Below are 26,266 nucleotides of genomic sequence, written 5' to 3' on the forward strand. Positions count from 1 at the left end.
TACCGGAAAAAGGCTCCGAACGTCACCGACGAGTGTCAATCGGTACACATCGGTGAAGGCGTACGAAATCGGACCATCTCCCTGGTGAGGCGGGCGAATGCCTCCTAGCGGACCCCCGCGTTCAGCCCTTGCGAAGATGTGCCAGAGTTGCCACGTCCGCCCTGTCAGCACGTACCGTACGGCAGCAACAGGTGGGACCAGGTGGGGCAGCGGGAAGGGGCAGCCGGTTTTGACCACGCACGCACCGCAGGCGGCGCAGGCCGTCACGCTGCCCACGACACTGGACGAGGCCGTGGCGGCACTCATCGCCATGCCCGCCGCTGTCCCCGTGGCGGGCGGCACCGACCTGATGGCCTCGGTCAACTCCGGACAGCTCAGGCCCGCCGCCCTGGTGGGCCTCGGGCGCATCAGCGAGATCCGCGGCTGGCAGTACCAGGACGGGCACGCGCTCCTCGGTGCCGGTCTCACGCACGCGCGCATGGGGCGCCCCGACTTCGCGGCCCTGATCCCGGCGCTTGCCGCCGCCGCCCGCGCCGCGGGACCGCCGCACATCCGCAACGCGGGCACCCTGGGCGGCAACATCGCCTCGGCCGCGCCCGCCGGCGACGCGCTCCCCGTGCTGGCCGCACTGGAGGCGACGCTGATCATCGCGGGCTCCGACGACGCCCGCCGGGAGATCCCGGTGTCGCACCTGCTCGCGGGCGTGGACATGCTGCGCGGCGGCGAACTCATCGGCTTCGTGCGCGTGCCGCTGCTGCACGCCCCGCAGGTCTTCCTGAAGGCCACCGGACGCACCGGTCCCGGCCGCTCGATCGCCTCCGTGGCGCTCGTCCTCGACCCCGCCCGGCGCGGAGTGCGGTGCGCCGTCGGAGCCATAGCGCCGATGCCGCTCAGGCCACTGGACGCCGAGCAGTGGGTCGCCCAGCTCATCGACTGGGACAACGACCGCGCGATCGTCCCCGAGGCGCTGAACGCCTTCGGTGAGTACGTCGCCGCGGCCTGCATCCCCGACCTGGCCCCGGAGCCGGACGGCTCGGTGCCACAGCTGCCGCCCGCCGTACTGCACCTGCGGCGCACCGTCGCCGCGCTGGCCCGACGAGCACTGGGGAGGGCGCTGTCGTGACCGACGACCAGCACGGAGAGGGCGCGCCCCAGGGCGGCGGCCGCTGGGATCCGCTGCCCCACGGCGACTACGACGACGGCGCGACCGCGTTCGTGAAACTCCCCGAAGGGGGTATCGACGCCCTCCTCGCCGCGCCCGGCCACGGATACGTGCCGCCGCCGATAACGGTGTCTCCCGCGACCGCCGCCGGCACGGACCCGGCGGCCACGGGCAGCTGGACGATGCCGCCGACCGGCAACACCCGGTGGCCCGACCCGAACGGTGTGCCCCAGGACGCGGGCGCGGACGACCGGTTCACGTACAACCCGGCCGCCACCCAGCAGTGGGCCTACGAGGAGCCGCCGGTACCGGCGCCCGGCCACGACGTGACCGGTCAGTGGTCCATCCCTGTGGCGGGCGGCGACCTTCCGGACGAATCGGGCGAGTTCACGACGTCGTCCCTCGTCGAGCAGTGGGGCGGCACCCCGCCGGCGACCCTCCCCGGCGGCGCCGCCGCGCCCTGGGCGACGGAGCCCGCGGGACAGTCCTGGGGCGGGCAGCCGACGGCGCCCGCGCCCGCCGAGGAGCACCCGGCGGGCCCCGCGCGGGACGCCGTACGGGAGAACTTCGCGCGGACCGGGGCGTATCCGGACAGCCCGCAGTCGTACGGCGCGGGGGTCCCCGGCGCGGGCGGCCAGGACCCGCGCGTCGCGCACGGCGCCCGGCCGGACGCGCCGGAAGCCCCCGCACCGCGGTACGCGCACAAGGCGGACGGGACCTCCGCGCCGGCCGAGGCGGCTGGTCCGGCGGAGGCCGCCGAGACCGCGCATGGTGCCGCTGAGGCCCCTGAGGGCCTCGCTGACCCCCCCGCCGGTCCCGAGGCGACCACTGATGCCGACGGCGGTCCGGAAGGCGCCGAGACGGCCACCACGGGTGACGACTCCGGGACTTCACCCCAACCGGCCGCCGCCCTGCACGAAGACCACCCCCTCGCCTCCTACGTCCTGCGCGTCAACGGTGCCGACCGCCCCGTCTCCGACGCGTGGATCGGCGAGTCGCTGCTCTACGTCCTGCGCGAGCGGCTCGGCCTCGCGGGGGCCAAGGACGGCTGCTCGCAGGGCGAGTGCGGCGCCTGCAACATCCAGGTCGACGGCCGGCTCGTCGCCTCCTGCCTGGTGCCCGCGGTCACCGCGGCCGGCAGCGAGGTCCGTACGGTCGAGGGCCTCGCCGTCGACGGACAGCCCTCGGACGTGCAGCGGGCCCTCGCCAAGTGCGGGGCGGTGCAGTGCGGTTTCTGCGTGCCCGGCATGGCGATGACCATGCACGACCTGCTGGAGGGCAACCCGGCACCGACCGAACTGGAGGCCCGCCAGGCCCTGTGCGGCAACCTGTGCCGCTGCTCCGGCTACCGGGGCGTCCTGAACGCCGTCCAGGAGGTCGTCGCCGAACGTGAGGCACACGCCTCCGCCGACGTCGAGTCGGACGCGGACGCGGCACGTATTCCTCACCAGGCGGGCCCGGGCACCGGCGGCGTCAACCCCTCGGCGTTCGAGGCGTCCGGCCCGCCGGTGCGGCACGACCAGGTCCCGCACGAGCAGCCGTACGACCAGTCCTACGGCCAGGACGGAGGCCAGGCGTGAGCAACGAGACCGCCACCGCGACCACCACCGCGCCGGAGGCCGCCCCCGCCCCCGAACAGCTGCCGCACGGCCTCGGCGCCTCCCTGCCGCCGGCCGACGCCCGCGCCAAGACCGAGGGCACGTTCCCCTACGCGGCCGACCTGTGGGCCGAGGGCCTGCTGTGGGCGGCCGTCCTGCGCTCACCGCACCCGCACGCGCGCATCGTCTCCATCGACACCACCCACGCGCGCGAGATGCCCGGCGTACGGGCCGTCGTCACGCACGAGGACGTGCCCGGCACCCCGCGCCACGGCCGCGGCACGCCCGACCGGCCGGTGTTCGCGTCCGAGGTCGTGCGCCACCACGGCGAGCCCATCGCCGCCGTCGCCGCCGATCACCCGGACACCGCGCGGATGGCCGCCGCCGCCGTCATCGTCGAGTACGAAGTACTCGACCCGGTGACCGACCCGGAGCAGTCCTTCGAGGCCGAGCCCCTGCACCCCGACGGCAATCTGATCCGGCACATCCCGCTGCGCCACGGCGACCCGGACGCGGCCGGTGACATCGTCGTCGAGGGCCAGTACCGCATCGGCCGCCAGGACCCCGCCCCCATCGGCGCCGAGGCGGGCCTTGCGGTGCCGCGACCCGACGGCGGCGTCGAGCTCTACACGGCGTCCACCGACCCGCACACCGACCGCAACACCGCCGCGGCCTGCTTCGGCCTGTCCTCCGATCAGGTGAAGATCGTCGTCACCGGTGTGCCCGGCGCCACGGCCGACCGTGAGGACCAGGGCTTCCAGCTCCCGCTCGGACTGCTCGCCCTCAAGACCGGTTGCCCGGTGAAACTGACGGCCACGCGCGAGGAGTCCTTCCTCGGCCACGCCCACCGGCACCCCACCCTCCTGCGCTACCGTCACCACGCCGACGCCGAGGGCAGGCTCGTCAAGGTCGAGGCGCAGATCCTCCTCGACGCGGGCCCGTACGCCGACACCTCCGCCGAGTCCCTGGCCGCCGCGGTCTCCTTCGCCTGCGGGCCGTACGTCGTCCCGAACGCCTTCATCGAGGGCTGGGCCGTACGCACCAACAACCCGCCCTCCGGCCATGTGCGCGGCGAGGGCGCCATGCAGGTGTGCGCCGCCTACGAGGCGCAGATGGACAAGCTCGCCAAGAAGCTAGGCCTCGACCCGGCGGAACTGCGCCTGCGCAACGCGCTCGCCACCGGTGACGTCCTGCCGATCGGCCAGACGGTGACCTGCCCGGCGCCGGTCGCCGAACTCCTGACGGCCGTACGGGACTTCCCGCTCCCGGCGCTGCCCAAGGACACCCCCGAGGACGAGTGGCTGCTGCCCGGCGGCCCCGAGGGAGCGGGCGAACCGGGCGCGGTGCGCCGGGGTGTGGGCTACGGCCTGGGCATGGTGCACATGCTCGGTGCGGAGGGCGCGGACGAGGTCTCGACGGCGACGGTCAAGGTCCACGACGGCGTCGCGACCGTGCTGTGCGCGGCCGTGGAGACCGGCCAGGGCTTCACCACGCTCGCCCGGCAGATCGTCCAGGAGACCCTCGGTATCGACGAGGTCCACGTGGCCCCGGTCGACACCGACCAGCCGCCGGCCGGCGCGGGCTGCCGTGGCCGCCACACCTGGGTGTCCGGCGGTGCGGTGGAGCGGGCGGCGAAGATGGTCCGCACACAGCTCCTGCAGCCCCTGGCGCACAAGTTCGGCATGTCCACCGAGCTGCTGCAGATCACCGACGGCAAGATCACGTCGTACGACGGTGTGCTGTCGACGACCGTGACCGAGGCGATGGACGGCAAGGAACTGTGGGCCACGGCCCAGTGCCGCCCGCATCCGACCGAGCCGCTCGACGACTCCGGCCAGGGCGACGCGTTCGTCGGCCTCGCGTTCTGCGCGGTCCGCGCGGTCGTGGACGTGGACATCGAACTGGGTTCGGTACGGGTCGTGGAACTGGCCGTCGCCCAGGACGTCGGCCGGGTCCTCAACCCGGACCAGCTCGCCGCCCGGATCGAGGCGGGCGTCACCCAGGGCGTCGGCATCGCGCTCACGGAGAACCTGCGCACCCCGCGCGGCCTGATCCGGCACCCCGACCTCACGGGTTACTCGCTCCCGACGGCCCTGGACGCGCCGGACATCCGGATCGTGAAGCTGGTCGAGGAACGGGACGTGGTCGCCCCCTTCGGCGCCAAGTCGGTCAGCGCGGTACCGGTGGTGACCTCACCGGCGGCCGTCGCCTCGGCCGTACGGGCCGCGACGGGCCGCCCGGTCAACCGGCTCCCGATCCGGCCGCAGGCGGCGGTGGTGACGGACTGGTGAGCACGCCGCAGGAGCCGGACCACCCGGACCGCTACGAACCCGCGCCCGGCGTAGGCAAGTTGCTGCTGTGGATCCTGCTGTTCGTGCTCGCCGCGGTCGTCGTGGTGCTGGGCGGCATCTACTTCACGTGAGGTACGTCTCCTGAGTCACGGAGACGCGATTCTGGCCGCGGCGCAACGGCTGCGGGGTTCTCGGCGTCTTCAGGCACGGGGCGTTGTCAGTGGGGCGGCGTAGTGTTCCGGTCAGTGGGGGAACCGGCCGTTGCCGACGCGACACGGGTCGGAGCGACGCCCTCCAGGGACCGTTTGCTGCACCGATCACTGCCCGGAACTCACCGACGCACTGCTGTACCACTGAAATCGCGGGGGAAGCGATGAGCACGACCGACGCCGCAGTCGCGGCGATCACGCTGACCGAGGACGAGCTCGGTCCGTACGTCACGCACGGGCCCACGCGCGGACTGCTGACCGGGCCCGGACTGCCCGGCGACAGCGGCCTGTTGACGTTCGCGCCGCTGCGCACGTCGGGACTGCGCACGCTCGCGGACGTCACCGAGGGACCCGCCCGCCTCGCGGAGGAGCTGCGGGACCGGCTGGTGATAGGGCAGTTGCTGGCGCCCGCCGGCATGCGGGCCGAGTCCATCCTGCTCGACGGCAGCACGGGCGAGATCAGAACGACCTCACTCCTGTTCCCGACGCACAGTCGCCCGCTCGCGCCGTCGCTGGAGGTGCTGCTGCGCTTCGCCGCGGTGACGGAGGAACTGGCCGGTCTGCGCGGCCGGTTCGCCTCCTTCGCGGGGCGGTACGGCGCGAAGACGGTGGCCGAGGTGTCCCGGCAGCTCCTCGCGCTGTTCGAGGAGGGCACGGGTGGGCAGGTCCCGCCGTTCTGGAAGGCGGCCGCGCTGATCCGTCCGCTGACCCTGATCGCCGGCCCTGGCACGGACTCCGGCCTCACCCTGGACCTGCCTGCACGTCTCCTGGACCAGGAGTTCGGCTCCGGTCGGGTGGCCCGCTTCGAGGACGTCGACTTTCCGGCCGGGCTCACGCACGAGCCGACGCGGCGCTTCCTGCGGGAGACGGGGCTACCGGAGAACGCGGGGCTGTTCCACACCGACACGGACGTGCCGCTGCCGACGCTGACGGAGTACTACACGGACGAGCGGGCCGGTGAGTATCCCCTGGACGTGCTCCCCGCCCACGCGGACCGTCTGATACGCCTCGGCTATCTGGTCGAGGACAACAGCCTGGTGGTCGACGGCACGACGGGCACGGTCCTCAACTTCAGCGAGCCCGAGGCAACACTGGAGCCCCTCAACACGGACGTCTCCACACTCGCCTTCACGCTCTGGCTCCTCCACCACGAACGCAGGATCGACGAGCACCTGGGCCACGAACTCACGACGGAGGCCTACGACCAGCTGGCCGCCACGATGATCGAGGTCCTGACCACGATCGACCCGACGGCCACCACGTCCGACGCACCCTGGCACTACTGGACGGAACTGTTCCAGGACGAGGCGGGCGGCGTGCTCTGAAGCACACCGCCCGCGAAAGAGGCCGTGGCGGGAATCGAACCCACGTAACTTGCTTTGCAGGTTCGTCCGGGCTGGTCAGGGCATGATCCAAGGGCGTTCGCGCGCGTTCAATCTCGTACGGACGTTGTGATCAATGGGGCAGCTGGAACGGCTCCGGACGGCCGCGTACGGCGGTGAATGAGACGGAAGCTGAGACGGGCGGCCCGTCGCGTAGCTTCGCTGTGTGCTGGCACTTCTCGACCTGGACAGCACCTTGATCGACCGCCGTGGGGGCCTTGAGGACTGGGCCCGCGGCTTTGTGCGCCAGCGGCGCCTGCCCCGTGAGGCGGAGTCCGCCCTCTGCGATCGGCTCCGGTCGCGGGCTTACCCCGCAGAGTTCGTACACCTGCGGGAGACACTCGGGCTCAGCGACGATCCAGACGACCTCTGGCGTGGGTACGTCGAAGGTATCGCCTGGTCGGTCCGTTGCTTCCCGGGGGTTCGGGAGAGCCTCGAAGCGTTGCGCGGTGCAGGGTGGAATCTCGGTGTCGCGACGAACGGCGCGGGGGACATCCAACGGGCCAAGCTCGCCGCGACCGGACTCACGTCACTCTTTGACGGGATCTGCGTCTCAGAGGAGACCGGCGCCCGGAAACCGGCGTACGACCACTTCGAGGTCGCCGCCTCACTGTGCGGCACCCGGCTGAGCACGGATGGGTGGATGGTGGGGGACGGCTCTGAGACGGATATCGAAGGGGGTCGCGCGGCGGGACTGCGTACGGCTTGGGTGGCCAACGGCCGGACGTGGACCGATGGCCTCCGTGGTCCCGACATCGTGGTATGGGGCGTCACAGAAGCCATCGAGGCAATGCGAGCGGCGGCAGCCCAGTACTGCAGCCGCAGATCTTCGAGTTGGTGACAGAACCTGATCGTTTCGCGCTTGGTGGCAGCGTCAGGCATGCTCCGCAGGCCGCTGTTCCGCATCACGCCTCCGAGGCAGCGACCGCTTCCGACCGGACGCGATCGGCCGCTCAGGAAGTGAGGCTGTAGTACTGGGGTCAGGCTTGCTGGTGCTCGTTTCATAGCCAGCCGCGTCGGGTGGCATTGAGGCCGGCCTGGAAGCGGGTGGAGGCGCCGAGTTGGCACATGAGTTGGTGGACGCGACGCTGGGTAGTCCGCTCGCTCCAGCCTTGGGCGCGCGCGATGGCCGTGTCGGTGAGGCCGGAGGCGAGCAGAGCAAGCAGGGACCGAGTCTCCTCATCAGGCTCTGCGTCCTCGGATTCCGCCGCGGTGGTGGCGTCGCCGGGTGGCAGTGGGGCGTCCGACAGCGGCACTGCGCGCTCCCATTGGGCCTCGAAGAGCGATTCCAGGGCTACGAGCACGGGGGAGCGGTGGACCAGGTAGGCGACTGACTGGCCACCAGGTCCGAGGCTGAAGGGGATGATGGCCGCCCGGTCGTCGCTGATGACGAGTTTGAGGGGCAACTCAGGGTGTACCCGTGCCTGCTCGCCTGCCTTCATGCTGGGCACGATGTCGTTGTTCAGCCTGCCGGGCCAGGCCACCGCTTCGCGGTCGTAGATCACCCGGTAGATCACGCCGCGCCGCTGCTGCTGGAGCTGGCTGTCGAAGTTGCTGCCGGGGCCGTCGAAATAGGGCGGCCGGTCGCACACACGCACCTCGTGGCGGGCGTCGACAGTCAGTCGGAGTACGGTGGCGTTGATGTGCTCACGGCTGGTGAGCAGTTCGACGGCCATGTCGCGTTGGCTGATCCGGGCCGCCTCCCGGTGGGTCTCGGTCAACCGCTGTACCAGGGCCCGTGCTTCCTTGAGCTGGTGCTCGCGCTGGTCTATCAGCGCGGTGACGGCGACATCCGGGGGAGTGGCGGTGAAGCGTGGCGGGCGTCCGGCGTCCTGCACGGCGAGCCCGATCTTGACCAGTTTGGACAGCAGTCTTCCCACAGTGGTCGCGGGCATGCCGCAAACGTCGGCCAACTCCGAAGAGGTGCAGCGAGGCTGCCGGACCAGTGCCACGTAGACGTGTTCTGTTTCTTCCGCAAGCCCGAGCACGTCAAATTCCATACCGCCCCGCCAATTTCTGTGGCGGCTTCCGCCACCTGGCAGAGATCCGCCAGCCTCGTAATCTTGTGTTTCGTTGGTCGCGGTTGACATCTTTCACGCTGAAGTTGGCGCTGTCCTGAGCACGTTCGAGCGGGCAGAGCCTTCCGGTGCGGATCCGTGCTCGCGGATTCGCTCCCTGAGAAAGGTGTCCCATGACGTATGCCCACACGCGCGGCAGACGGCTTGGTGCCGTCGGTGTCGCGCTCGTGGCCATCACCGCGGCCGTAACGATACCCGCGGCAGCGATTCCCTCAAGCTCCCCCGGGTCCGGCTCTGCGGCCACTGATTCCGGCCAGTCGCCGGCCGTCAGGACCCCGCTTGGCAGCAGCTCATCAGCGTCACAGCCCGGGGCGGGGGCCGCGCTGCCCTCCACACCCGGATCCTCGGCGCTCGGTCGGTGGCGCTCGTTCCTGAAGCCCACGCCCGCGCAGTCGGCGAAGAACAGTCCTCACCAGGTCCTTGTGGTACTCGGCTCGGCCACCCAGGTGACGGGCACGTCGCTGGGCAAGCAGCGCAATCTGCAGGTCCGTACCCCGCTGACCTCGAACACCGTGGTCAACACGGCACTCCACCGGGCCGGCGCGGTCTCCATGCGGCCTCTGATGCCGGGTCTCGCGGGCGCCCAGGCCAAGCAGTTGCACGCCGCCGCCCAGGCCAAGCTGGGCTCCGGGGCGATCGACCTGTCCAAGGTCCAGGTCGTCCAACTCGCCGGCGGCGACGCCACGGCGGCGGCCCGGGCGCTGGCCGCCACACCCGGTGTCGTCTACGCCGAGCCCGACCAGACCGTCTCCCCCATGAACACCGGCTCCGTGCCGATGCCCTCCTCGGTGAGCGCCACGGCGGGGAAGGCCGGCTCGTCGGCGAAGGGGCGGGGCAGCGCTGCGACCGGCTCCGACGGAGTGCCCGGCAACGCGGCTCTCGGCACCTCGCTGCAGAGCTTCCTCAACGCGGGCGGCGTGAACGCGACGGGCGCCTACAGCCTGTTGAAGCAGAAGTTCGACCAATTGCCCGGCACGGGCGAGACCATCACCAACGTCTCGATCGGCGACCTCGTCGACGCGGGGCAACCCGACCTCCCGGCCAGCAAGGCGACGACCGTCGTCCAGAACGGCCAGCGGTACCTGGACATCCCCACGATGCCCTTGATCCCCACCTACACCGCGGATGCGACCGGCGCTCTCGACCCGACCGGGTCGACCCAGGGGCAGGACCCCAATCTGGGTGAGGTCCTGCTGGACTTCTCCGTGATGGCGCCGCTTCCGCACGAACTGCAGCGTCCGGGCATGCAGGGCAGTGGGTACTCCGACCTGCTGGGCATCGCCCCGGGCGCGAACTACCGGCTCGTCGTCCCGCAGCAGCCGACGTTCAGCCAGATCGCGGTGGCGCTGCTGGCCGCGGCCCGGCAGACGCCGCGGCCCGACGTAATCACCGCCAGCCTCGGTTACGGCACCGACGCTGCGGGGATCCCCGGCCGTTACCTGGAGGACGACCCGGTCCAGCAGGCCGTGATCGCGTCGATCGTGCAGCAGTACGGCATCACCGTGGTGGTCTCGTCGAACGACGGGACCAGGCTGTACACCAACGCGGCCGTCGGGCCCGACGGCGGCAGCACCGCGACCAACGTGACCCGCAAGGCCGCCGACACCACCCGGATCGACGACGACCAGCTGTCGACCACGCCCAGCAAGGTGCTGGACTCCGGCGCGATCGCCGCGGGCGGTACCACGACCGACGACACGCTGTCCGTGCCGCCGCAGAACGGCGGAGCCGCGTCGGCCAACGGGACCTGGGCGACCACCAGGCTCAACGGTTCCGGGGTCTTCTCCTCGGGATTCGGCACGCGCGTGGACGTCTCGGCGCCCAGTGACGGCATCCCCGCCTTCGAGCACGACCCCAGGGGCGGGACCGCGCAGTCGGTGGCGGAGGTGCTCAGCGGAGGCACGTCGGCGTCGGCGCCCGAGATCGCGGCCGCTGCCGCGGTCGTGCTGCAGGCCTCGCGGCTGACCGGGCAGCACCCGTCGCCCGATGACGTCCGTTCGCTGCTGGAGCGCACCGGCCGGGCCGTGCCCACGCCGCCGCAGATCGACCAGCCGCTGCACGTGGGCCCGCAACTCGACGTCACCGCCGCGCTGCAAGCGGTCCTGGCCAAGGCGCAAGGCAGCCAGGCCGACACGGGCACGCCCCGCATCGTCCGGCTCTCCGTGGCGCATCGCCAGACCGAGGGCGGACTCGGGAGCTCGTACCTGGAGGCCACCGACCCCGGACGCATCGACCTGGCCGGACCCGGCGACACCGGGGAGGGCCTGGTGGGACCGGTGACCATCGGCGCCGACGTGACCGGCCTGCCCGACCGGCAAGGCGTCAGCTACGCGCTGCGCATCGGGCATCACCAGTTCACCTCCGATGTGCCGGCGATCCGGCTGACCCCCACGCAGATGCTGACCGCGGCCGGACTGCCGGTCGTCTCCACGACGGACCGTCAGGTCGCGCTCACCTTCGAGGTGCGCCACGGCCGGCAGGTGCTGGCCTCGGCCGCCCACGAGCTGACCTTCGGCCCCACCGACGGCGGCTACGTCGAGTCGCTCGCCCCGGTGGTCCAGCCCGTCGTCAGCACGGGACACTCCGTTCAGGTCAGCTACGACCTCACCGGAGTGCGGAACGTCAGCTCGCCGAAGTTGGTCGTGTCGGGAGTCGGCCACTGGAACCCCGCGTTGGCACCCATCTTCTCCGCCTCCTACACCGCCCCGCTGACCGGACTTCGCGGCACGGTCACCGTCCCGGCCAGCGCCTTCTCCGCCGGCGGCGGCATCTACGGGATCGGCATCCTCGAGAACCCCACAGGCAACCGCAAGGGTGGCCCGCTGTACGGCGAGTTCGCCTCGATCCGGGTCAACGGCGGTAACCCCTCGCAACGCCCGGCAGCGCCGACCCTGGCCGCGAAGGCATCCGGAGAGTTCGGTCACCTGCTGGAGATCAACCGAGCCGCACCGAAGTTCTCGGTGCACTACGACGTATCGGGGGTCAAGGGCGCCACCGGCACGCTGCTGGAGTTCTCCGCGCCCGGGCCGAACATGTACGGCTCGTACAACCTGGTCAGCAACCAGAACGGCACCACCCGCGACCACAACGGGGTGGACAACCCGGCCACGCTCGACCGCTCGCTGAAGGGCACGCGAGGCACGGTGGAACTCGACGCCGCCGCACTCAAGTTGCTCGCATCGACCGCCTACGACCTGCGGGTGTTCGCCGTCGACGGGCAAGGCAAGATAGTGGGGCAGGCCTCGCCGACGTCGCTGCTGGCGTACGACGACGGACTGGCCCCCGACGGCACCAACCTGACCAACTTCGCGATCGTCCCCGGCGGCACGTCCGTCGCGGCGGTCGAGAGCCCCACCGGTGAAGGCTCGGTGTACGACTACAACGCCACCACCGGAACCTATGGGCGCAAGTTGACGAGCGACCCCGCGTACGGCTCCATCTACGAGGTGTTCGGCGTCGACTCCGCCAACCACACGCTGGTCCTGCACAAGCAGACCACCACCGGCGAACAGTGGCTCGAGACCTACGACACGAGCACCGGCAACGAGGTCGGCAGCCCCGTCCGGGTCGACGACCAGTATGTCGTGATCGGCGGGCGGGTGGACGCCAAACGCCACCGTGCAGCGGTGCTCGCCTACCGCTCGAGCGACCGTGCGAGCTTCGTGCTCCCCGTGGACACGGCGACCGGCACTCAGGGGACACCGCTCCAGCTCGAGCCCACCCCGGACAGCTTTTCCACGTACGGCCTGCTGGACGTGGACGAGTCGACCGGCGTCTTCTCCGCACAGAAGACCGGGACCCACATCAACTGCCTGGCCTCGACCGGGTCCGGCACCATGGCCGCGATCAACCTGGACAGCGGAACGGTCACCCACAGCCAGGGGGGAACCCCTTGCGCCACGGACCTCGCCTCCGACCAGAAGGGCAACCTCTACGAAACGTGGTACCACTCACTTAGCGTCAACTTCGCCGGCACCGGGTACTTCGCGCAGTTGCCCAGCGGGGACCAGGTGAATCTCGGAACAGCGCAAGCGCCTCTCGCGCTCGCCGTCGACGGCGAGCACCACCTGGCGCTGTTCGCCTTCCGGTACCCGGACCTGAAGCCGACGGGCGGCTTTCAGCAGTACGGTTTCGGCGACAACAACGCCACCGGCCGCATCGCCGTCGTCGACCTGAAGACGGGCCAAACGGTGAGCACCGTGACCGGCGTCGAGTACCCGCTGTTCGGCTCCTACAACGGCCGGCTCGAAACCCATCGCGAGCGCGTCATGCAGCTCGACCCGGCAACCCGCACCGGCTGGACGTACGCGGGCGACGGCAGCCAGATCCAGCAGTTCTCCTACTGACCCGATCCGCTGCTCGACCACCCGGGTCCGCGGGCGCCACGGCGCCCGCGGACCCGCGGCGTTTTCGGAGGACCGGCGGCGCCCGCCCCGGCCTACCCGCCCGGGCCGGTGTCCCGCGTGACGGCGAGTGCCGTACGGCTCTGCCCTGCGACCTCGGGGGTGCCGCCCTTTCGTTTTGCCTGGTCAGAGCAGTTGAGGCGGTGGCGGGAATCGAACCCGCGTAAGCCGCTTTGCAGGTTTGTCAGTGCTGGTCAGAGGCTGATCCGTCCGCGTTCGAGGGCATTCAATCCAGTGCGGATGCTGTAATCACTGGGGCTGGGTGAACGAGGCTCGACGGCCACGTACGGAGATGAATGAGACGGAAATTGAGACGGAGCGGCTGGGGCGAGGGCGGCTCTCAGCCCTCAGGAACAGCGTGGAGACGTTCGAGGGCTCTCGAAGCTCCACCGGCTGGTCTTTTACAGTTCCCCCAAGCGTCGGGTCGGCCGGGTGGCTACGCCTCGACGGGCTCCGCGTCGGCGCCGTGCCCAGCGGGAACGGCGCGCTCGACCGGCGTCGCGGACGCGGCCGCGGGCACGCGAGCCGCGCCGACTTCGCCGTCGTCCGCCGCACGGTGGTCGCGCCGGACATCGCCGTAGATTAGGGCGACGACGGCCGCCGAACCGACCACCTCCAGCAGGTTCTGCGCGCTGCCTAGGGCGGACTGCTGCACGGTGTCGTCCACGATGGAGCCCCACAGCTGGGCGAAGGAGGACGGCATCATGAAGAGCGCCAGGCCCACGGAAACGCCCGTCGCGACGGGGCGGCGCTTGACGGCGAGGAACATGCCGAGGCCGCACAGAACGGTCAGGCACACCCACTGGAAGGGCGACGACACCCCGAGCACCGCCCGCCCGGTGCCCTTGCCGACGATCAGGTCGGTGAGGACGCGGGGGCCGACCTGGTAGGCGGTTACCGCGTTCCGGCCGATGTAGAAGACGTTGAGCACTGCGAGCAGCGCGCCCGAGGCCGTGGCCGTCACCTTGACCGGTCGGATCGCGCCGCCGCGCAGTTCCTCCGACACGGCGGCCTCGACGGCCTCGTCCTCCATGTGCCGTACGAGGAGCAGCAGGGCGCCCAGGGCGAGCGCGAGCACGATCGCGAGGACGCAGGTGAGGCCGACCACGGTGAGCGACGGCCCCTTCAGGGTGCCGAACCACGGGTCGGAGGGGGAGTCGAGCAGCACGTACCAGAGCACGGGGGCGCGGAACGCCAGGGTCGTTGCACACGCGGTCACCAGCAGGCCGCCCGCCCCCCTCGCCTGCCGCAGTGTGGCCCACCCTGCCGCGAGCTGCAGCGCCGCGATGCCGAGATCCAGTCGGCTGGTCGCCGACAGCCCGGGGGCGAATCCGCCGGTCCACATGGCCCAGGCGCCGGGTATGCCGCGGTCCGCTATGTCGTACACGAGCCAGACCGCCGTCTGCGCAAAGAGCGCGAGGCTCAGCACGGCCACGGCTGTCCGCATGTGCGTGATCGACATCTTGGGGCGGTTCATGGTGCGCTGACTCCTCAGGCGGTACGCCGGTACCGGTAGTTGATAACGCAACGACCAGGCGAACGCACCAGAGCATAAAGGGTGTTGGCCATGGCCTGGCGTCAAGGCGCAGCCCTGGAGCCCGGAGGTGCCGCAATCGACACAAAATCTCCCTGCACTCCCAATATTTGACGAACAGTCAGGCCGTTCCGGAGCCCAGACGCGGCGGCTTGTCCGCGAAAGCAGCAGGCTCGGAGCCGGCCCGCGTGGGGCCCTGGCCGCACGTCGCGGGCGTGTGCCGTTCAGCTGGCGGTGACGGGCGAGAGCTGACGGCTGGCAGCCCACGAGGTCAGGATGCGCAAGCCGTCGCTTTGCAGGTTTGTTTGTGCTGGTCAGGGCATGATCCGGACGAGTTCGCTAGCGTTCAGACCCGTACGGACGCTGGGCCTGCAGGGGCGGGGCGAACGGCTCCGGACGGCAGCGTACGGTGATGAACGAGACGCAAACTGAGACGGACGGGCGAGAGGGCGGCACCCACTAGTGGTGTCGTCCTCTTCTTTTGCCTGGTCAGGTAGTAGAGGCCGTGGCGGGAATCGAACCCGCGTAACTCGCTTTGCAGACGAGTCCCTGAGCCACTCGGGCACACGGCCGTGACCAACTCCGTACCTCCACGGCCGTGGCGGGAATCGAACCCGCGTAACTCCCCGCGAGCGGAGCTCGCTGATGGATGCAGCGCAGACGAGTCCCTGAGCCACTCGGGCACACGGCCGTCGGGCTTTGGGGCCCTGCGGGCTCCGCTGCCGGACTTGGTGCAATGACCGTATGGCGCCGTGGGGGACGGGCTCAAGGCCGGCGGGTGGTGTGCAATGGGACTGCCATATCGCGTTCATGAAAGGGGGGTGTACGACCAAGGTCGCAGGGGGGACGGGACTTGCGACAGGGGTCAAAGTGGTTTGTGGGGCTTACTCTGGCGGACATGACCGCCCTTGAGCCGCGCGACACCGGAGTCGCCGAGGAAACCGTCGGCAGCGTTGATGACGGTGTACTCGGGAGGGCCTATCGGGCGCTCAGTGTCGGGATCGTTTCCGTCGTGCTGTTGATCGCCTTCGAGGCGACCGCCGTGGGGACGGCGATGCCTGTCGCCGCCCGGGAGCTGGACGGGGTGTCCTTGTACGCCTTCGCCTTCTCCGGGTACTTCACCACCAGCCTGTTCGGGATGGTGCTCTCGGGGCAGTGGTCGGACCGGCGCGGCCCACTCGGGCCGTTGACCACGGGGATCGCGGCGTTCGCGGCGGGGCTTGTGGTGGCCGGGGCCGCGGGTGCGATGTGGGTGTTCATCCTGGGGCGCGCCGTGCAGGGGTTCGGCGGCGGGCTGGTGATCGTCGCGCTGTACGTCGTCGTGGGGCGGGCCTATCCGGAGCGGCTGCGGCCCGCGATCATGGCGGCGTTCGCGGCCGGGTGGGTCGTACCGTCCATCGTCGGGCCGCTCGCCGCCGGTGCGGTGACCGAGCACCTCGGCTGGCGGTGGGTGTTCATCGGGATCCCGGTGCTCGTCGTGTTCCCGCTCGCCCTCGCTCTGCCGCAGATTCGGCGGCGGGCGGCCGGTGCCGTGGGGGAAGGCACACCGGCCGCCTCCTTCGACCGGCGCCGTATTCGGCTCGCCCTCGCGGTCTCCGTGGGCGCCGGACTGCTCCAGTACGCCGCGCAGGATCTGCGCTGGGTCTCCCTTGTCCCCGGCGTGGCCGGCGCCGCGCTGCTCGTGCCCGCCGTCCTCGGACTGCTGCCGCGCGGGACGTACCGGGCCGCGCGCGGGCTGCCCTCGGTCGTGCTGCTGCGCGGGGTGGCCGCGGGGTCCTTCATCGCGGCGGAGTCGTTCGTGCCGCTGATGCTGGTCACGCAGCGGGGGCTGTCGCCGACGCTCGCCGGGTTCTCGCTGGCGGCGGGCGGCGTCACGTGGGCGCTGGGCTCGTGGGTGCAAGCGCGGGCGCGCGTCGAGCCGTACCGGGAGCGGCTGATGACCGTGGGGATGGTGCTGGTCTCGGCCGCCATCGCCACCGCGCCCAGTGTGCTGGTGCACGCCGTGCCGGTGTGGATCGTCGCGGTCGCCTGGGGCTTCGGCTGCTTCGGGATGGGGCTGGTGATCTCGTCCAGCAGTGTCCTGCTGCTCCAGCTCTCGGCCCCGCACGAGGCCGGCGCCAACTCCGCCGCCCTCCAGATCTCCGACGCGCTCTCCAACGTCGTCCTCCTCGCGGCGACGGGCGCGGCGTTCGCGACGCTGGGGGGTGGCAGTACGGCGGCCACCGTCGGCTCCGGCGCCCATCCCGTCGCGTTCGCCGCGGTGTTCCTGCCGATGGCGGGGGTGGCGTTGGTGGGGGCTTGGGTGACGACGCGGGTACGGATGAGCTCACGGTGACACCATGCGGTACCACGTAGTACCGTCAAGGCGTGGCTGGACTGAACCTGCGGTTTACCGACGAAGAGATCGATGCGCTGCGTGACCGTGCGGCGGCGGAGGGGCGCAGCATGCAGGCCTTCGCCCACGATGCCGTGATCGCCGCGATAAACGAACACTCACGTCTGTTCAACGAGGCGGCTGAACACGTGCTGAAGGCCAGCGCCGAGCTCAACCGGAGGCTGGCCTGATGCACTACCTCACGCTTCCCGAGTTGCTGAATCTCGCCCAGCGGCTCGGGGCGGACGAGGTGCGCGACTACGGGCTGCTGGACTCGGCGCTGGCCCGCCCTCAGTCGAGCGTGTTCGGCCAGGACGCCTACCCGGATGTCTGGCAGAAGGCCGCAGCACTGATGGAGTCCCTGGCTCGCAATAACGCCCTCGTCGACGGGAACAAGCGCCTCGCCTGGTACGGGACCTGGGTTTTTCTGCACATGAACGGACATCCGCTGGACTCCGACTTCGACGTCGACGAAGTCGAACAGTTCGTGCTGGACGTCTGCCAGGGTGCCCTGGACGTACCCAAGATCGCGGCACAGTTGCCGCGCTTCGCTCGTTGATCCGGCTGTTCCCTGTGACGTGAGTCCCACCCAAGGGCGGCCCGGCCTAGTTCGCGCGTGGACAGCGGTCGGCCGCCGGTAGGGTGGCCCGGTTGTCATACGTAGCCGATAGCCGTAGCCGATAGCCGACGACAGCCGAGCCGCCCTACCCCCCATCAACGGAGACCGTGACTACCACCGCCGCTTCCTCCTCCCACCACCTTTCCCCCGCCTTCCCCGGCCGTGCGCCCTGGGGCACCGCCGGCAAGCTGCGTGCCTGGCAGCAGGGGGCCATGGAGAAGTACATCCAGGAGCAGCCGCGTGACTTCCTCGCCGTCGCCACGCCCGGCGCCGGCAAGACGACCTTCGCGTTGACGCTCGCCTCCTGGCTGCTGCACCACCACGTCGTGCAGCAGGTGACCGTGGTCGCGCCGACCGAGCATCTGAAGAAGCAGTGGGCCGAGGCGGCCGCGCGGATAGGGATCAAGCTGGATCCCGAGTACAGCGCCGGGCCGCTCGGCAGGGAGTACGACGGCGTTGCCGTTACCTACGCCGGTGTCGGCGTCCGTCCCATGCTGCACCGCAACCGCGTCGAGCAGCGCAAGACCCTCGTCATCCTCGACGAGATCCACCACGCCGGTGACTCCAAGTCCTGGGGCGAGGCCTGCCTCGAGGCCTTCGAGCCGGCGACGCGACGGCTCGCGCTCACCGGTACACCCTTCCGCTCCGACACCAACCCCATCCCCTTCGTGGCGTACGAGGAGGACAACGCCGGCATCCGGCGGTCCGCCGCCGACTACACGTACGGGTACGGGTCCGCGCTGTCCGACGGCGTCGTGCGCCCCGTCATCTTCCTCTCCTACAGCGGCAACATGCGCTGGCGCACCAAGGCCGGTGACGAGATCGCCGCCCGGCTCGGCGAGCCGATGACCAAGGACGCCGTCAGCCAGGCCTGGCGTACGGCCCTGGACCCGCGCGGCGACTGGATGCCGAGCGTGCTGCGCGCCGCCGACCAGCGGCTGACCGAGGTCAGGAAGGGCATCCCGGACGCCGGCGCGCTCGTCATCGCCTCCGACCAGGACTCGGCCCGCGCCTACGCCAAGCTGATCCGGGAGATCACCGGCAGCAAGGCCACCCTCGTCCTGTCCGACGACACCGGTGCCTCGAAGCGCATCGACGACTTCAGCGAGAGCAACGACCGCTGGATGGTGGCCGTCCGCATGGTGTCCGAGGGCGTCGACGTGCCCCGGCTCGCGGTCGGGGTGTACGCCACGACCATCTCCACGCCCCTCTTCTTCGCGCAGGCCGTCGGCCGTTTCGTACGGTCCCGGCGGCGTGGCGAGACAGCCTCCGTCTTCCTGCCGACCATCCCGGACCTGCTCACCTTCGCGAACGAGATGGAGGTGGAGCGCGACCACGCCCTCGACAAGCCGAAGAAGGAGGGCGAGGAGGACCCGTACGCCGAGTCCGAGAAGGAGATGGAGGAGGCGAACAAGGAGCAGGACGAGGACACCGGCGAGCAGGACATGCTTCCCTTCGAGGCGCTGGAGTCCGACGCCGTCTTCGACCGGGTCCTGTACGACGGCGCCGAGTTCGGCATGCAGGCGCACCCGGGGAGTGAGGAGGAGCAGGACTACCTCGGCATCCCGGGGCTCCTCGAACCCGACCAGGTGCAACTGCTCCTCCAGAAGCGGCAGGCCCGGCAGATCGCGCACAGCCGCAAGAAGCCGGACACCGAGGCCGATCTGCTCGAACTGCCCGCCGAGCGGCGGCCGGTGGTCAGCCACAAGGAGATGATGGAGCTGCGCAAGCAGCTCAACACGATGGTCAGCGCCTATGTCCACCAGAGCGGCAAGCCGCACGGCGTGATCCACACCGAGCTGCGCCGCGTGTGCGGCGGACCGCCGAGCGCGGAGGCGACGGCGGGGCAGTTGCGGCAGCGCATCGCCAAGGTTCAGGAGTGGGCCACCCGGATGCGGTGACGCTCCGCTGGGTTCGGGGATTGTTTTCCCACATGCCCACCCGTCTCGGTCTGCTGGAAACTGACCCCCTCACGTATCCGGACGAATGATGCCAGTCCAGCTCGGCCATTGACCGGATTCTGGACGGAGACTTCCGCTCAGCGAACCCGCTTCGCTACTGTCCCGCTACGCACACGCCCCGTGGCAGCGCAGCCGCGGAGCGCAGCCGTGAAGCGACTGGGTCCGGGAGAACTCGGGCCGTCACCGATCGGCGGCCTCTGTCGCGCGTCGCTGACGGGACTCGGTGACGCATTCGCCGTACGGGGGCCCGCCGACCTCACCACTTGGAGGAGTGGGCGTCGTGACCGCGGAGACCTCTCAGACGCTCGACCGGGGACTGCGCGTCCTCAAGCTGCTGGCCGACACGGACCACGGGCTGACCGTCACCGAGCTTTCCAACAAGCTGGGCGTGAACCGGACGGTTGTGTACCGGTTGCTGGCGACCCTGGAACAGCACGCGCTCGTACGGCGTGATCTGGGCGGGCGTGCCCGGGTCGGGCTGGGGGTGCTGCGGCTCGGCCGGCAGGTGCATCCGCTGGTACGGGAAGCGGCGCTGCCCGCGCTGCGGTCGCTGGCCGAGGACATCGGGGCGACGGCTCATCTCACGCTGGTGGACGGTACGGAGGCGCTTGCTGTGGCGGTGGTGGAGCCGTCGTGGACGGACTATCACGTGGCTTACCGGGCGGGGTTTCGGCATCCGCTCGATCGTGGGGCTGCGGGGCGGGCGATCCTCTCCGCGCGGCAGTCGCCGCTGGCCGATCCCGGGTACACGCTGACGCATGGGGAGTTGGAGGCGGGGGCGAGTGGGGCCGCGGCGCCGTTGGTGGGGGTGACGGGGGTGGAGGGCAGTGTGGGGGTTGTGATGTTGGTGGATGCGGTTCCGGAGCGGGTGGGGGCGCGGGTGGTTGAGGCGGCGCGGGAGGTGGCGGAGGCGTTGCGGTAGCTGGGCGGGGTGTGCGGTGCGGGTTTGTTGCGGGGGATCGGTGCGCCTTCGTTGCTGGGTGCCCGGTGCTGGTGCTGGGCGGGGGTGGGTTTCGCTTGCCCGCGCTTGCGGGGTGCCTCCCCCACTCTCGGCTTCGCTCGAGCGGAGGGACCCCCATCGCCCACCCGTGCCGCCTGGGGGAGGCACGACTGCCCGCTACGGCGGCTGCCGCTGCTGGGTGGGCAGCCACCCCAGCGGCACGACCGCCCGCAGCTACCGCGACTGCCCGTAGCGGCGGTGGGGACGGCGGCTGGGAAATGCGGTCACGTTAGATTGATTCCGTGCTCTCTCGTCTCACGCGTCTCCAGGCCCTTGCCGTCTGTGCTCTGCCCGTTGTCGCGCTGATCGCTACCGCGGTGTTCGCGCCGCTGCCGTTTTCGGTGGCGCAGCCCGGGATGACGGCCAACGTGCTCGGCGAGAACCGGGGTACGCCCGTGATCACGGTGTCCGGCGCGCCGACCCGCGTGACGAACGGGCAGTTGCGGATGACGACCATCGAGGCGACCGGGCCGGACGCCCAGGTCTCGCTCGGCGACGTGATCGACAACTGGTTCCGTACGGACCGTGCGGTGATGCCGCGCGACGCGGTCTACCCGACCGGCGGCAACGTCAAGGAGATCGAGCAGCACAACACCGAGCAGATGCAGCAGTCCCAGGACGCCGCCACCCGGGCCGCGCTGAAGTACCTGGGCCTCAGCGACAAGGACGTGAACGTCAGGCTGAAGCTCGCCGACGTCGGCGGTCCCAGCGCGGGGCTGCTGTTCTCCCTCGGGATCATCGACAAACTGGACGGCGACGGCAGCGGCGGCGATCTCACCGGCGGTCGCAACATCGCCGGTACGGGGACGATCGACACCGACGGGACGGTAGGCGCGGTCGGCGGCGTGGCCCTGAAGACACAGGCCGCGCGGCGGGACGGGGCGACCGTCTTCCTGGTGCCCAGGGCCGAGTGCGGTGACGCGAAGTCTGAACTGCCGAAGGGGCTGCGGCTGGTCCCGGTCACCACACTGAAGGGTGCGGTGGACTCCCTGGTGGCGCTGGAGAAGGGGAAGGGCTCGGTACCGAGCTGCTAGGCGACGGCCGGCCTGGGGGACGTGGCCAGGCGCAGGCCCAGGTCCACGAGGGTCCAGCCGAGGCGGGCGCGCAGTTCGACCGCGGGCTTCCGTCCCACAAGTTCTCCCGGGTGCCGAGCCGGCGCACGTGACGGCTGGTCGCGCCGCTGGACTCGCCGAACCGTGCGCCCAGGACCCTCCGCGACAGCGCGCGCCGCGCCCCCTCGGCTCACTCCTCCTGCAGTGCCGCCTGCTCCACCAACGGGATGATCCGCAGCGGAACGGGGTTCTCCATGACGATCGCCGTGGAGGCCCGGACGATGCCCTCGAAACCGACGACCCGGTCGATCACCCGCTGGAGATCGGCGTTCGAGCGGGCCACCAGGCGGCACAGCATGTCCCCGGTACCGGTGGTGGTGTGCAGCTCCAGCATCTCCGGCACCGTCGCCAAGTGGGCCCGGACGTCCGGCCCTTGGCCCTGCCGGATCTGCAGCGTGGCGAACGCCGTGACGGGGTAGCCGAGGGCCGCCGGATCCACCTGCGGCCCGAATCCGCGGATCACCCCGTTCGACTGAAGCCGGTCGAGCCGCGCCTGCACCGTGCCCCGGGCCACCCCCAGCCGCCGCGACATCTCCAGCACCCCGAGCCGCGGCTCGCGCGCCAGCAGCACGATGATGCGGCCGTCCAGCTGATCGATCGCCACGCTCGCTCCCGGGTTGGTCATCCTGTACAGAAAGGCCGCCGATACGGCCGTACTGCTGAACACATTGCCCAGCGATGACGAAAACTATTGCGCACCTTGCAGAGCAGAGCCACGCTTCCGGCATGACGCAGACCACACACCACACCCCCGACACCGCACGGCAGGCCGACCCCTTCCCGGTCAAGGGAATGGACGCGGTCGTCTTCGCCGTGGGCAACGCCAAGCAGGCCGCGCACTACTACTCCACCGCCTTCGGCATGCAGCTGGTCGCGTACTCCGGACCGGAGAACGGCAGCCGCGAGACCGCGAGCTACGTCCTGGAGAACGGCTCCGCCCGCTTCGTGTTCACCTCGGTCATCAAGCCCGCCACCGACTGGGGCCGGTTCCTCGCCCAGCACGTGGCCGAGCACGGCGATGGCGTCATCGACCTGGCCATCGAGGTCCCGGACGCGCGCGCCGCGTACGCCTATGCCGTCGAGCACGGCGCCCGCTCGGTCGCCGAGCCGTACGAGCTGAAGGACGAGCACGGCACCGTCGTCCTCGCCGCCATCGCCACCTACGGCGAGACCCGTCACACCCTCGTCGACCGCTCCGGCTACGACGGCCCCTATCTGCCCGGTTACGCCGCCGCGAAGCCGATCGTCGAGCCCCCCGCCCAGCGCACCTTCCAGGCCGTCGACCACTGTGTCGGCAACGTGGAACTCGGCCGGATGAACGAATGGGTCGGCTTCTACAACAAGGTCATGGGCTTCACGAACATGAAGGAGTTCGTGGGCGACGACATCGCGACCGAGTACAGCGCCCTGATGTCGAAGGTCGTCGCCGACGGCACGCTCAAGGTCAAGTTCCCGATCAACGAGCCCGCCGTCGCCAAGAAGAAGTCCCAGATCGACGAGTACCTGGAGTTCTACGGCGGCGCCGGCGTCCAGCACATTGCGCTCAACACCAACGACATCGTGCAGACGGTACGGACCATGCGCGCGGCCGGTGTCGAGTTCCTGAACACCCCCGGCTCGTACTACGACACCCTCGGTGAGTGGGTCGGCGACACCCGCGTGCCCGTCGACACCCTGCGCGAGCTGAAGATCCTCGCCGACCGCGACGAGGACGGCTATCTGCTACAGATCTTCACCAAGCCGGTCCAGGACCGTCCGACCGTGTTCTTCGAGATCATCGAGCGGCACGGCTCCATGGGCTTCGGCAAGGGCAACTTCAAGGCCCTCTTCGAGGCGATCGAGCGCGAGCAGGAGCGTCGCGGCAATCTCTGATCCGACGTAGGGTGCCGTCCATGGCGAGGATCAACGACGTGGGCGGCACCGAGGGGTTCGGCGCCATCGACACCACCGACGACGCCGAACCCTTCCACGCCGACTGGGAGGCCCGGGTCGTCGGGCTCTACAACGCGCTGCGCGCACAAGGGATCTTCAACACCAACGAGTTCCGCGACGCCATCGAGTCGATGCCGCCGGTCGAGTACCTGTCGACGTCGTACTACGAGCGCTGGTTCACGGCGATCTGCGCGCTGCTGGAGCGCAAGGGCGTGCTCGAGCCGGGTGAGCTGGATGACTGACCGGTTCCGGCCCGGTACGGCGGTGCGCACCTTCCCCCACGACCCGCCCCATCACACCCGCTTGCCCCGGTACGCGCGCGGCAAGCGGGGCGTCGTCGTCGAGCCCGAGGGCCCGGCCGAACTGGCCGACGTCAGCGCCCAGGGCCGCGGGGATGCGCCCGTCGAGCAGATCTACGCCGTCCGTTTCGAGGCTCGGGATCTGTGGGGCGAGGGCGACCATCACGTCGTACTGGACCTGTGGGAAAGCTATTTGGCGGAGGTGCCCGACGATGAGCGGTGATCACTCCGACGCGACCGTCGCCCGTCGGGTACGGCGTCTGGAGACCCTGCTGGAGGAGAAGGGGCTGCTCACGGGCGGTGAACTGGACGAGACGATCGACGCGTTCCTCTCCGGCGCCTCCCCGGCCAGCGGCGCCCGGGTCGTCGCCCGCGCCTGGACCGACCCCGCCTACAAGGCGCGGCTGCTGGCCGACGGCACCGCCGCCGTCGGGGAGTTGGGCTTCATGGAGGGGACGTACCAGCGGCTGCGCGTGGTCGAGAACACCGAGACCACCCACAACGTGATCGTGTGCACCCTCTGCTCCTGCTACCCGCTCCGCCTCCTCGGACCGTCCCCCAGCTGGTACAAGTCCGAGGCCTACCGCTCCCGCGTGGTCCGCGAACCCCGCGTCGTCCTCGCCAAGTTCGGCCTCGACCTGCCCGACGACACGGACATCACCGTCTGGGACTCCAGCGCGGAGACCCGCTACATGGTGCTGCCGCGCCGCCCGGACGGTACCGAGCACCTGACCGTGGACGAACTGGCGGACCTGGTCACCCGGTACGCCCTGATCGGCACCGCGGCCGTGTAGACCCCCGTGCTCACGACGCCGGCGCCGCCTCGTCCGGTACCTCGCCCAGGCCGGCCAGTGCCGCCCGCGCCTCCTTCACGCGCAACGGCGAGAAGTACGGGTTGATCTGCAGCGCCTCCTTCAGATGGCGCCGGGCCAGCGCGTCCTTCCCCAACACCCGCTCGATCATGCCTCGGTGGAACACGTACAGCGCGCTGCGCACCCCGCCGCCCTTCGTCTTGTCCGTCGCCTTCTCGGCATAGCGCAGCGCCTCGTCCGGCTCCCCGGTCTTGAACAGGGCCCAGCCCAGGGCGTCGGCCACCTCGATCCCGGGCTGCCGGCCCCACTCCGCCCGCAGCCGGTCCAGCGCGTCCTGCGGGTTCCCGTGGTCCGCCTCGAACTGCCCGACGACCAGATCGTCGTCGACCCCACCCGCCGCGTCCCGGCCGACCTGCTGCCGCAGCAGGTCGTACTGGGCACGTGCCTGCTGGGTCATCCCGAGCGACTCGTACAACTCGCCCAGCTCCAGCGCGTACTGGGCGCTCGGCTGCCCCGACAGCGCCTGCTGGTAGGCGTTCAGCGCCTTCGTCGTACGGCCCAGCGCCGCCAGCGCCCGGCCCTGTCCGGCCAGCGCGGCCCGCTGGTCGGGGTCGAGGCGGGCGGCCGCCTTGAAGTGCCGCAGCGCGTCCTCACGGTCCCCGCGCTCCCAGGACAGCTGCCCCGTCCGCTCCAGATAGGCGGCCTGCTCCGCGGGCGTCGAGGCAGCCGCCGCGGCGTCCGCCAGCTGCGCCGACGCGTCCTCGCGCCAGCCTCGGTCGCGGTAGACGGCGGCGGCCCGCGCCATCACGGCAGGGTGTGCCGCCGAGCCGGTGTGCAGCCCCATCAGCTTCTCCAGCGTGCTGCCGGCCGCCTTGTAGTCGCCGAGCCCGGTGTACGCGTCGATCAGGAGTGGGTACGCCGACCACTGCTTCGGCGCCAGCTTCAGCACCTGCTCGCCCCGGCGCTTGGCCTCGCCGTAGTTCCGGCGCGCGTTCGCCAGCGCGGCCAGCCCCTCCAGCGCCTTGGCGTTCTGCGCGCCCCGCACCCGCAACGAGGACTCCAGCGCGCGCTGAGCCTTCGGATAGTTCGCGGCGTCCGCCGTCCGCCGCCCCCGCTCCACATAGGCGGTCCCGAGCACCGCCCAGGCCGGCGCGTCCTGGGGATGCGCCCGCAGATACCGCTCCCGGTCCCCGATCAGCGCCGTCAGGCCCGGCAGCGCGGCCGGCATCCCGGCGGTGACCGTCGTCAGGGCCTGCGCCTGCGGACCCGGCGCCGGAGTGGCGGCAGGCTGCCGCCACTCCGGCGGCAGCAGCACCAGCACCCCGACGAACGCGGCGGCGCCAGCGAGCCCGCCCGCGACCCCCGCGATCAGGACGCGCCGCAGCAGGCGGCGCGGCCGTGCGGCCACCAGGGACGTACCCGGCCCGGACTGTTGCTTCTCCATGGCGCTCACTGTGCGTCGATACGACAACCATATTCCGGCACCGGAAGGCGTGCCTC

General features: G+C 70.8%; 21 protein-coding genes and 2 tRNA genes. 17 read left to right on the forward strand and 6 right to left on the reverse strand.

Annotated elements, in window-relative coordinates; all coding sequences use genetic code 11:
* Positions 1–229 precede the first annotated feature (229 nt).
* From ACFYXB_RS25335 to ACFYXB_RS25360, 6 genes are all read left to right on the forward strand, one after another.
* Positions 230–1,123: an FAD binding domain-containing protein gene (locus tag ACFYXB_RS25335; protein WP_389586239.1), complete on the forward strand. Its 894-nt coding sequence runs from the start codon at positions 230–232 to the stop codon at positions 1,121–1,123.
* Positions 1,120–2,742: a 2Fe-2S iron-sulfur cluster-binding protein gene (locus ACFYXB_RS25340; RefSeq protein WP_389586241.1), complete on the forward strand. Its 1,623-nt coding sequence runs from the start codon at positions 1,120–1,122 to the stop codon at positions 2,740–2,742. Before ACFYXB_RS25335 ends, ACFYXB_RS25340 begins: the two co-directional genes overlap by 4 nt.
* Entirely contained in the window at positions 2,739–5,051 is a 2,313-nt protein-coding gene (locus ACFYXB_RS25345) for a xanthine dehydrogenase family protein molybdopterin-binding subunit (RefSeq protein ID WP_389586244.1), read from the forward strand. The genes ACFYXB_RS25340 and ACFYXB_RS25345 overlap by 4 nt, the downstream gene beginning before the upstream one ends.
* A complete protein-coding gene (locus ACFYXB_RS25350) occupies positions 5,048–5,182 on the forward strand; it encodes a hypothetical protein (protein WP_351347868.1) in 135 nt (44 codons plus the stop codon). The genes ACFYXB_RS25345 and ACFYXB_RS25350 overlap by 4 nt, the downstream gene beginning before the upstream one ends.
* Positions 5,183–5,424: 242 nt before the next feature.
* Complete coding sequence (locus tag ACFYXB_RS25355; RefSeq protein ID WP_389586247.1) at positions 5,425–6,585, forward strand: SUKH-4 family immunity protein; 1,161 nt, start codon at positions 5,425–5,427, stop codon at positions 6,583–6,585.
* Between the two features lie 223 nt (positions 6,586–6,808).
* Positions 6,809–7,483, forward strand: coding sequence for an HAD family hydrolase (locus tag ACFYXB_RS25360; protein ID WP_389586250.1), 675 nt, complete (start codon positions 6,809–6,811; stop codon positions 7,481–7,483).
* Between the two features lie 160 nt (positions 7,484–7,643).
* Here the strand turns inward: ACFYXB_RS25360 and ACFYXB_RS25365 are convergent, their stop codons facing one another.
* On the reverse strand, positions 7,644–8,642 hold the full coding sequence (locus ACFYXB_RS25365) for a TrmB family transcriptional regulator (protein WP_389586253.1): 999 nt from the start codon (positions 8,640–8,642) through the stop codon (positions 7,644–7,646).
* Between the two features lie 500 nt (positions 8,643–9,142).
* Here ACFYXB_RS25365 and ACFYXB_RS25370 point away from each other — a divergent pair, with 500 nt between their 5' ends.
* Positions 9,143–13,066: a S8 family serine peptidase gene (locus tag ACFYXB_RS25370; protein ID WP_389586256.1), complete on the forward strand. Its 3,924-nt coding sequence runs from the start codon at positions 9,143–9,145 to the stop codon at positions 13,064–13,066.
* A 493-nt stretch (positions 13,067–13,559) separates the two neighbouring features.
* On the opposite strand, the gene ACFYXB_RS25375 is transcribed toward ACFYXB_RS25370, so the two are convergent.
* The 3 genes from ACFYXB_RS25375 to ACFYXB_RS25385 all read right to left on the reverse strand — a co-directional run bounded on the left by ACFYXB_RS25375 (position 13,560) and on the right by ACFYXB_RS25385 (position 15,348).
* On the reverse strand, positions 13,560–14,600 hold the full coding sequence (locus ACFYXB_RS25375; RefSeq protein ID WP_389586258.1) for a hypothetical protein: 1,041 nt from the start codon (positions 14,598–14,600) through the stop codon (positions 13,560–13,562).
* Positions 14,601–15,157: 557 nt separating this feature from the next.
* A tRNA-Cys gene (locus tag ACFYXB_RS25380) sits at positions 15,158–15,229 on the reverse strand.
* A gap of 21 nt (positions 15,230–15,250) precedes the next feature.
* A tRNA-OTHER gene (locus ACFYXB_RS25385) sits at positions 15,251–15,348 on the reverse strand.
* A 207-nt stretch (positions 15,349–15,555) separates the two neighbouring features.
* On the opposite strand from ACFYXB_RS25385, the gene ACFYXB_RS25390 reads away from it, so the two are divergent.
* The 6 genes from ACFYXB_RS25390 to ACFYXB_RS25415 all read left to right on the forward strand — a co-directional run bounded on the left by ACFYXB_RS25390 (position 15,556) and on the right by ACFYXB_RS25415 (position 21,645).
* A complete protein-coding gene (locus tag ACFYXB_RS25390) occupies positions 15,556–16,992 on the forward strand; it encodes an MFS transporter (protein WP_389586259.1) in 1,437 nt (478 codons plus the stop codon).
* Between the two features lie 32 nt (positions 16,993–17,024).
* A complete protein-coding gene (locus ACFYXB_RS25395; RefSeq protein ID WP_389586262.1) occupies positions 17,025–17,222 on the forward strand; it encodes a hypothetical protein in 198 nt (65 codons plus the stop codon).
* Positions 17,222–17,590, forward strand: a complete 369-nt coding sequence (locus tag ACFYXB_RS25400) for a type II toxin-antitoxin system death-on-curing family toxin (protein ID WP_389586264.1) — start codon at positions 17,222–17,224, stop codon at positions 17,588–17,590. The genes ACFYXB_RS25395 and ACFYXB_RS25400 overlap by 1 nt, the downstream gene beginning before the upstream one ends.
* 167 nt (positions 17,591–17,757) lie before the next feature.
* Positions 17,758–19,551, forward strand: coding sequence for a DEAD/DEAH box helicase (locus tag ACFYXB_RS25405; protein ID WP_351354920.1), 1,794 nt, complete (start codon positions 17,758–17,760; stop codon positions 19,549–19,551).
* A gap of 340 nt (positions 19,552–19,891) precedes the next feature.
* Positions 19,892–20,533 carry a helix-turn-helix domain-containing protein gene (locus ACFYXB_RS25410; protein WP_351354923.1) on the forward strand — a complete coding sequence of 214 codons (642 nt, stop codon included), beginning with the start codon at positions 19,892–19,894 and terminating at the stop codon, positions 20,531–20,533.
* 320 nt (positions 20,534–20,853) lie between these two features.
* Entirely contained in the window at positions 20,854–21,645 is a 792-nt protein-coding gene (locus tag ACFYXB_RS25415) for a S16 family serine protease (protein ID WP_389586269.1), read from the forward strand.
* A 208-nt stretch (positions 21,646–21,853) separates the two neighbouring features.
* Here the strand turns inward: ACFYXB_RS25415 and ACFYXB_RS25420 are convergent, their stop codons facing one another.
* On the reverse strand, positions 21,854–22,327 hold the full coding sequence (locus tag ACFYXB_RS25420; RefSeq protein ID WP_351354929.1) for an Lrp/AsnC family transcriptional regulator: 474 nt from the start codon (positions 22,325–22,327) through the stop codon (positions 21,854–21,856).
* 122 nt (positions 22,328–22,449) lie between these two features.
* On the opposite strand from ACFYXB_RS25420, the gene hppD reads away from it, so the two are divergent.
* From hppD to nthA, 4 genes are read left to right on the forward strand one after another with little or no spacing between them, the layout of a single operon-like run.
* The gene (gene hppD, locus ACFYXB_RS25425) at positions 22,450–23,595 is read left to right on the forward strand and encodes a 4-hydroxyphenylpyruvate dioxygenase (protein WP_388507288.1); all 1,146 of its coding nucleotides are present in this window, start codon (positions 22,450–22,452) and stop codon (positions 23,593–23,595) included.
* Between the two features lie 20 nt (positions 23,596–23,615).
* The gene (locus tag ACFYXB_RS25430; RefSeq protein WP_351354935.1) at positions 23,616–23,897 is read left to right on the forward strand and encodes a hypothetical protein; all 282 of its coding nucleotides are present in this window, start codon (positions 23,616–23,618) and stop codon (positions 23,895–23,897) included.
* Entirely contained in the window at positions 23,890–24,177 is a 288-nt protein-coding gene (locus tag ACFYXB_RS25435) for an SH3-like domain-containing protein (RefSeq protein WP_189311778.1), read from the forward strand. The genes ACFYXB_RS25430 and ACFYXB_RS25435 overlap by 8 nt, the downstream gene beginning before the upstream one ends.
* Positions 24,167–24,748 carry a nitrile hydratase subunit alpha gene (gene nthA / locus ACFYXB_RS25440; protein ID WP_389586274.1) on the forward strand — a complete coding sequence of 194 codons (582 nt, stop codon included), beginning with the start codon at positions 24,167–24,169 and terminating at the stop codon, positions 24,746–24,748. The genes ACFYXB_RS25435 and nthA overlap by 11 nt, the downstream gene beginning before the upstream one ends.
* Positions 24,749–24,758: 10 nt before the next feature.
* On the opposite strand, the gene ACFYXB_RS25445 is transcribed toward nthA, so the two are convergent.
* Positions 24,759–26,210, reverse strand: coding sequence for a tetratricopeptide repeat protein (locus ACFYXB_RS25445; protein WP_389586277.1), 1,452 nt, complete (start codon positions 26,208–26,210; stop codon positions 24,759–24,761).
* Positions 26,211–26,266: the final 56 nt, after the last annotated feature.

The organism is Streptomyces sp. NPDC002619 (assembly GCF_042889305.1).
GTDB lineage: Bacteria > Actinomycetota > Actinomycetes > Streptomycetales > Streptomycetaceae > Streptomyces.

Coding starts and splice junctions, on each gene's coding strand:
- ACFYXB_RS25390 (WP_389586259.1), top strand. CDS start 15,556: ATGACCGCCCTTGAGCCGCGCGACACCGGAGTCGCCGAGGAAACCGTC.
- ACFYXB_RS25375 (WP_389586258.1), bottom strand. CDS start 14,600: ATGAACCGCCCCAAGATGTCGATCACGCACATGCGGACAGCCGTGGCC.
- ACFYXB_RS25355 (WP_389586247.1), top strand. CDS start 5,425: ATGAGCACGACCGACGCCGCAGTCGCGGCGATCACGCTGACCGAGGAC.
- hppD (WP_388507288.1), top strand. CDS start 22,450: ATGACGCAGACCACACACCACACCCCCGACACCGCACGGCAGGCCGAC.
- ACFYXB_RS25365 (WP_389586253.1), bottom strand. CDS start 8,642: ATGGAATTTGACGTGCTCGGGCTTGCGGAAGAAACAGAACACGTCTAC.
- ACFYXB_RS25400 (WP_389586264.1), top strand. CDS start 17,222: ATGCACTACCTCACGCTTCCCGAGTTGCTGAATCTCGCCCAGCGGCTC.
- nthA (WP_389586274.1), top strand. CDS start 24,167: ATGAGCGGTGATCACTCCGACGCGACCGTCGCCCGTCGGGTACGGCGT.
- ACFYXB_RS25445 (WP_389586277.1), bottom strand. CDS start 26,210: ATGGAGAAGCAACAGTCCGGGCCGGGTACGTCCCTGGTGGCCGCACGG.
- ACFYXB_RS25435 (WP_189311778.1), top strand. CDS start 23,890: ATGACTGACCGGTTCCGGCCCGGTACGGCGGTGCGCACCTTCCCCCAC.
- ACFYXB_RS25430 (WP_351354935.1), top strand. CDS start 23,616: ATGGCGAGGATCAACGACGTGGGCGGCACCGAGGGGTTCGGCGCCATC.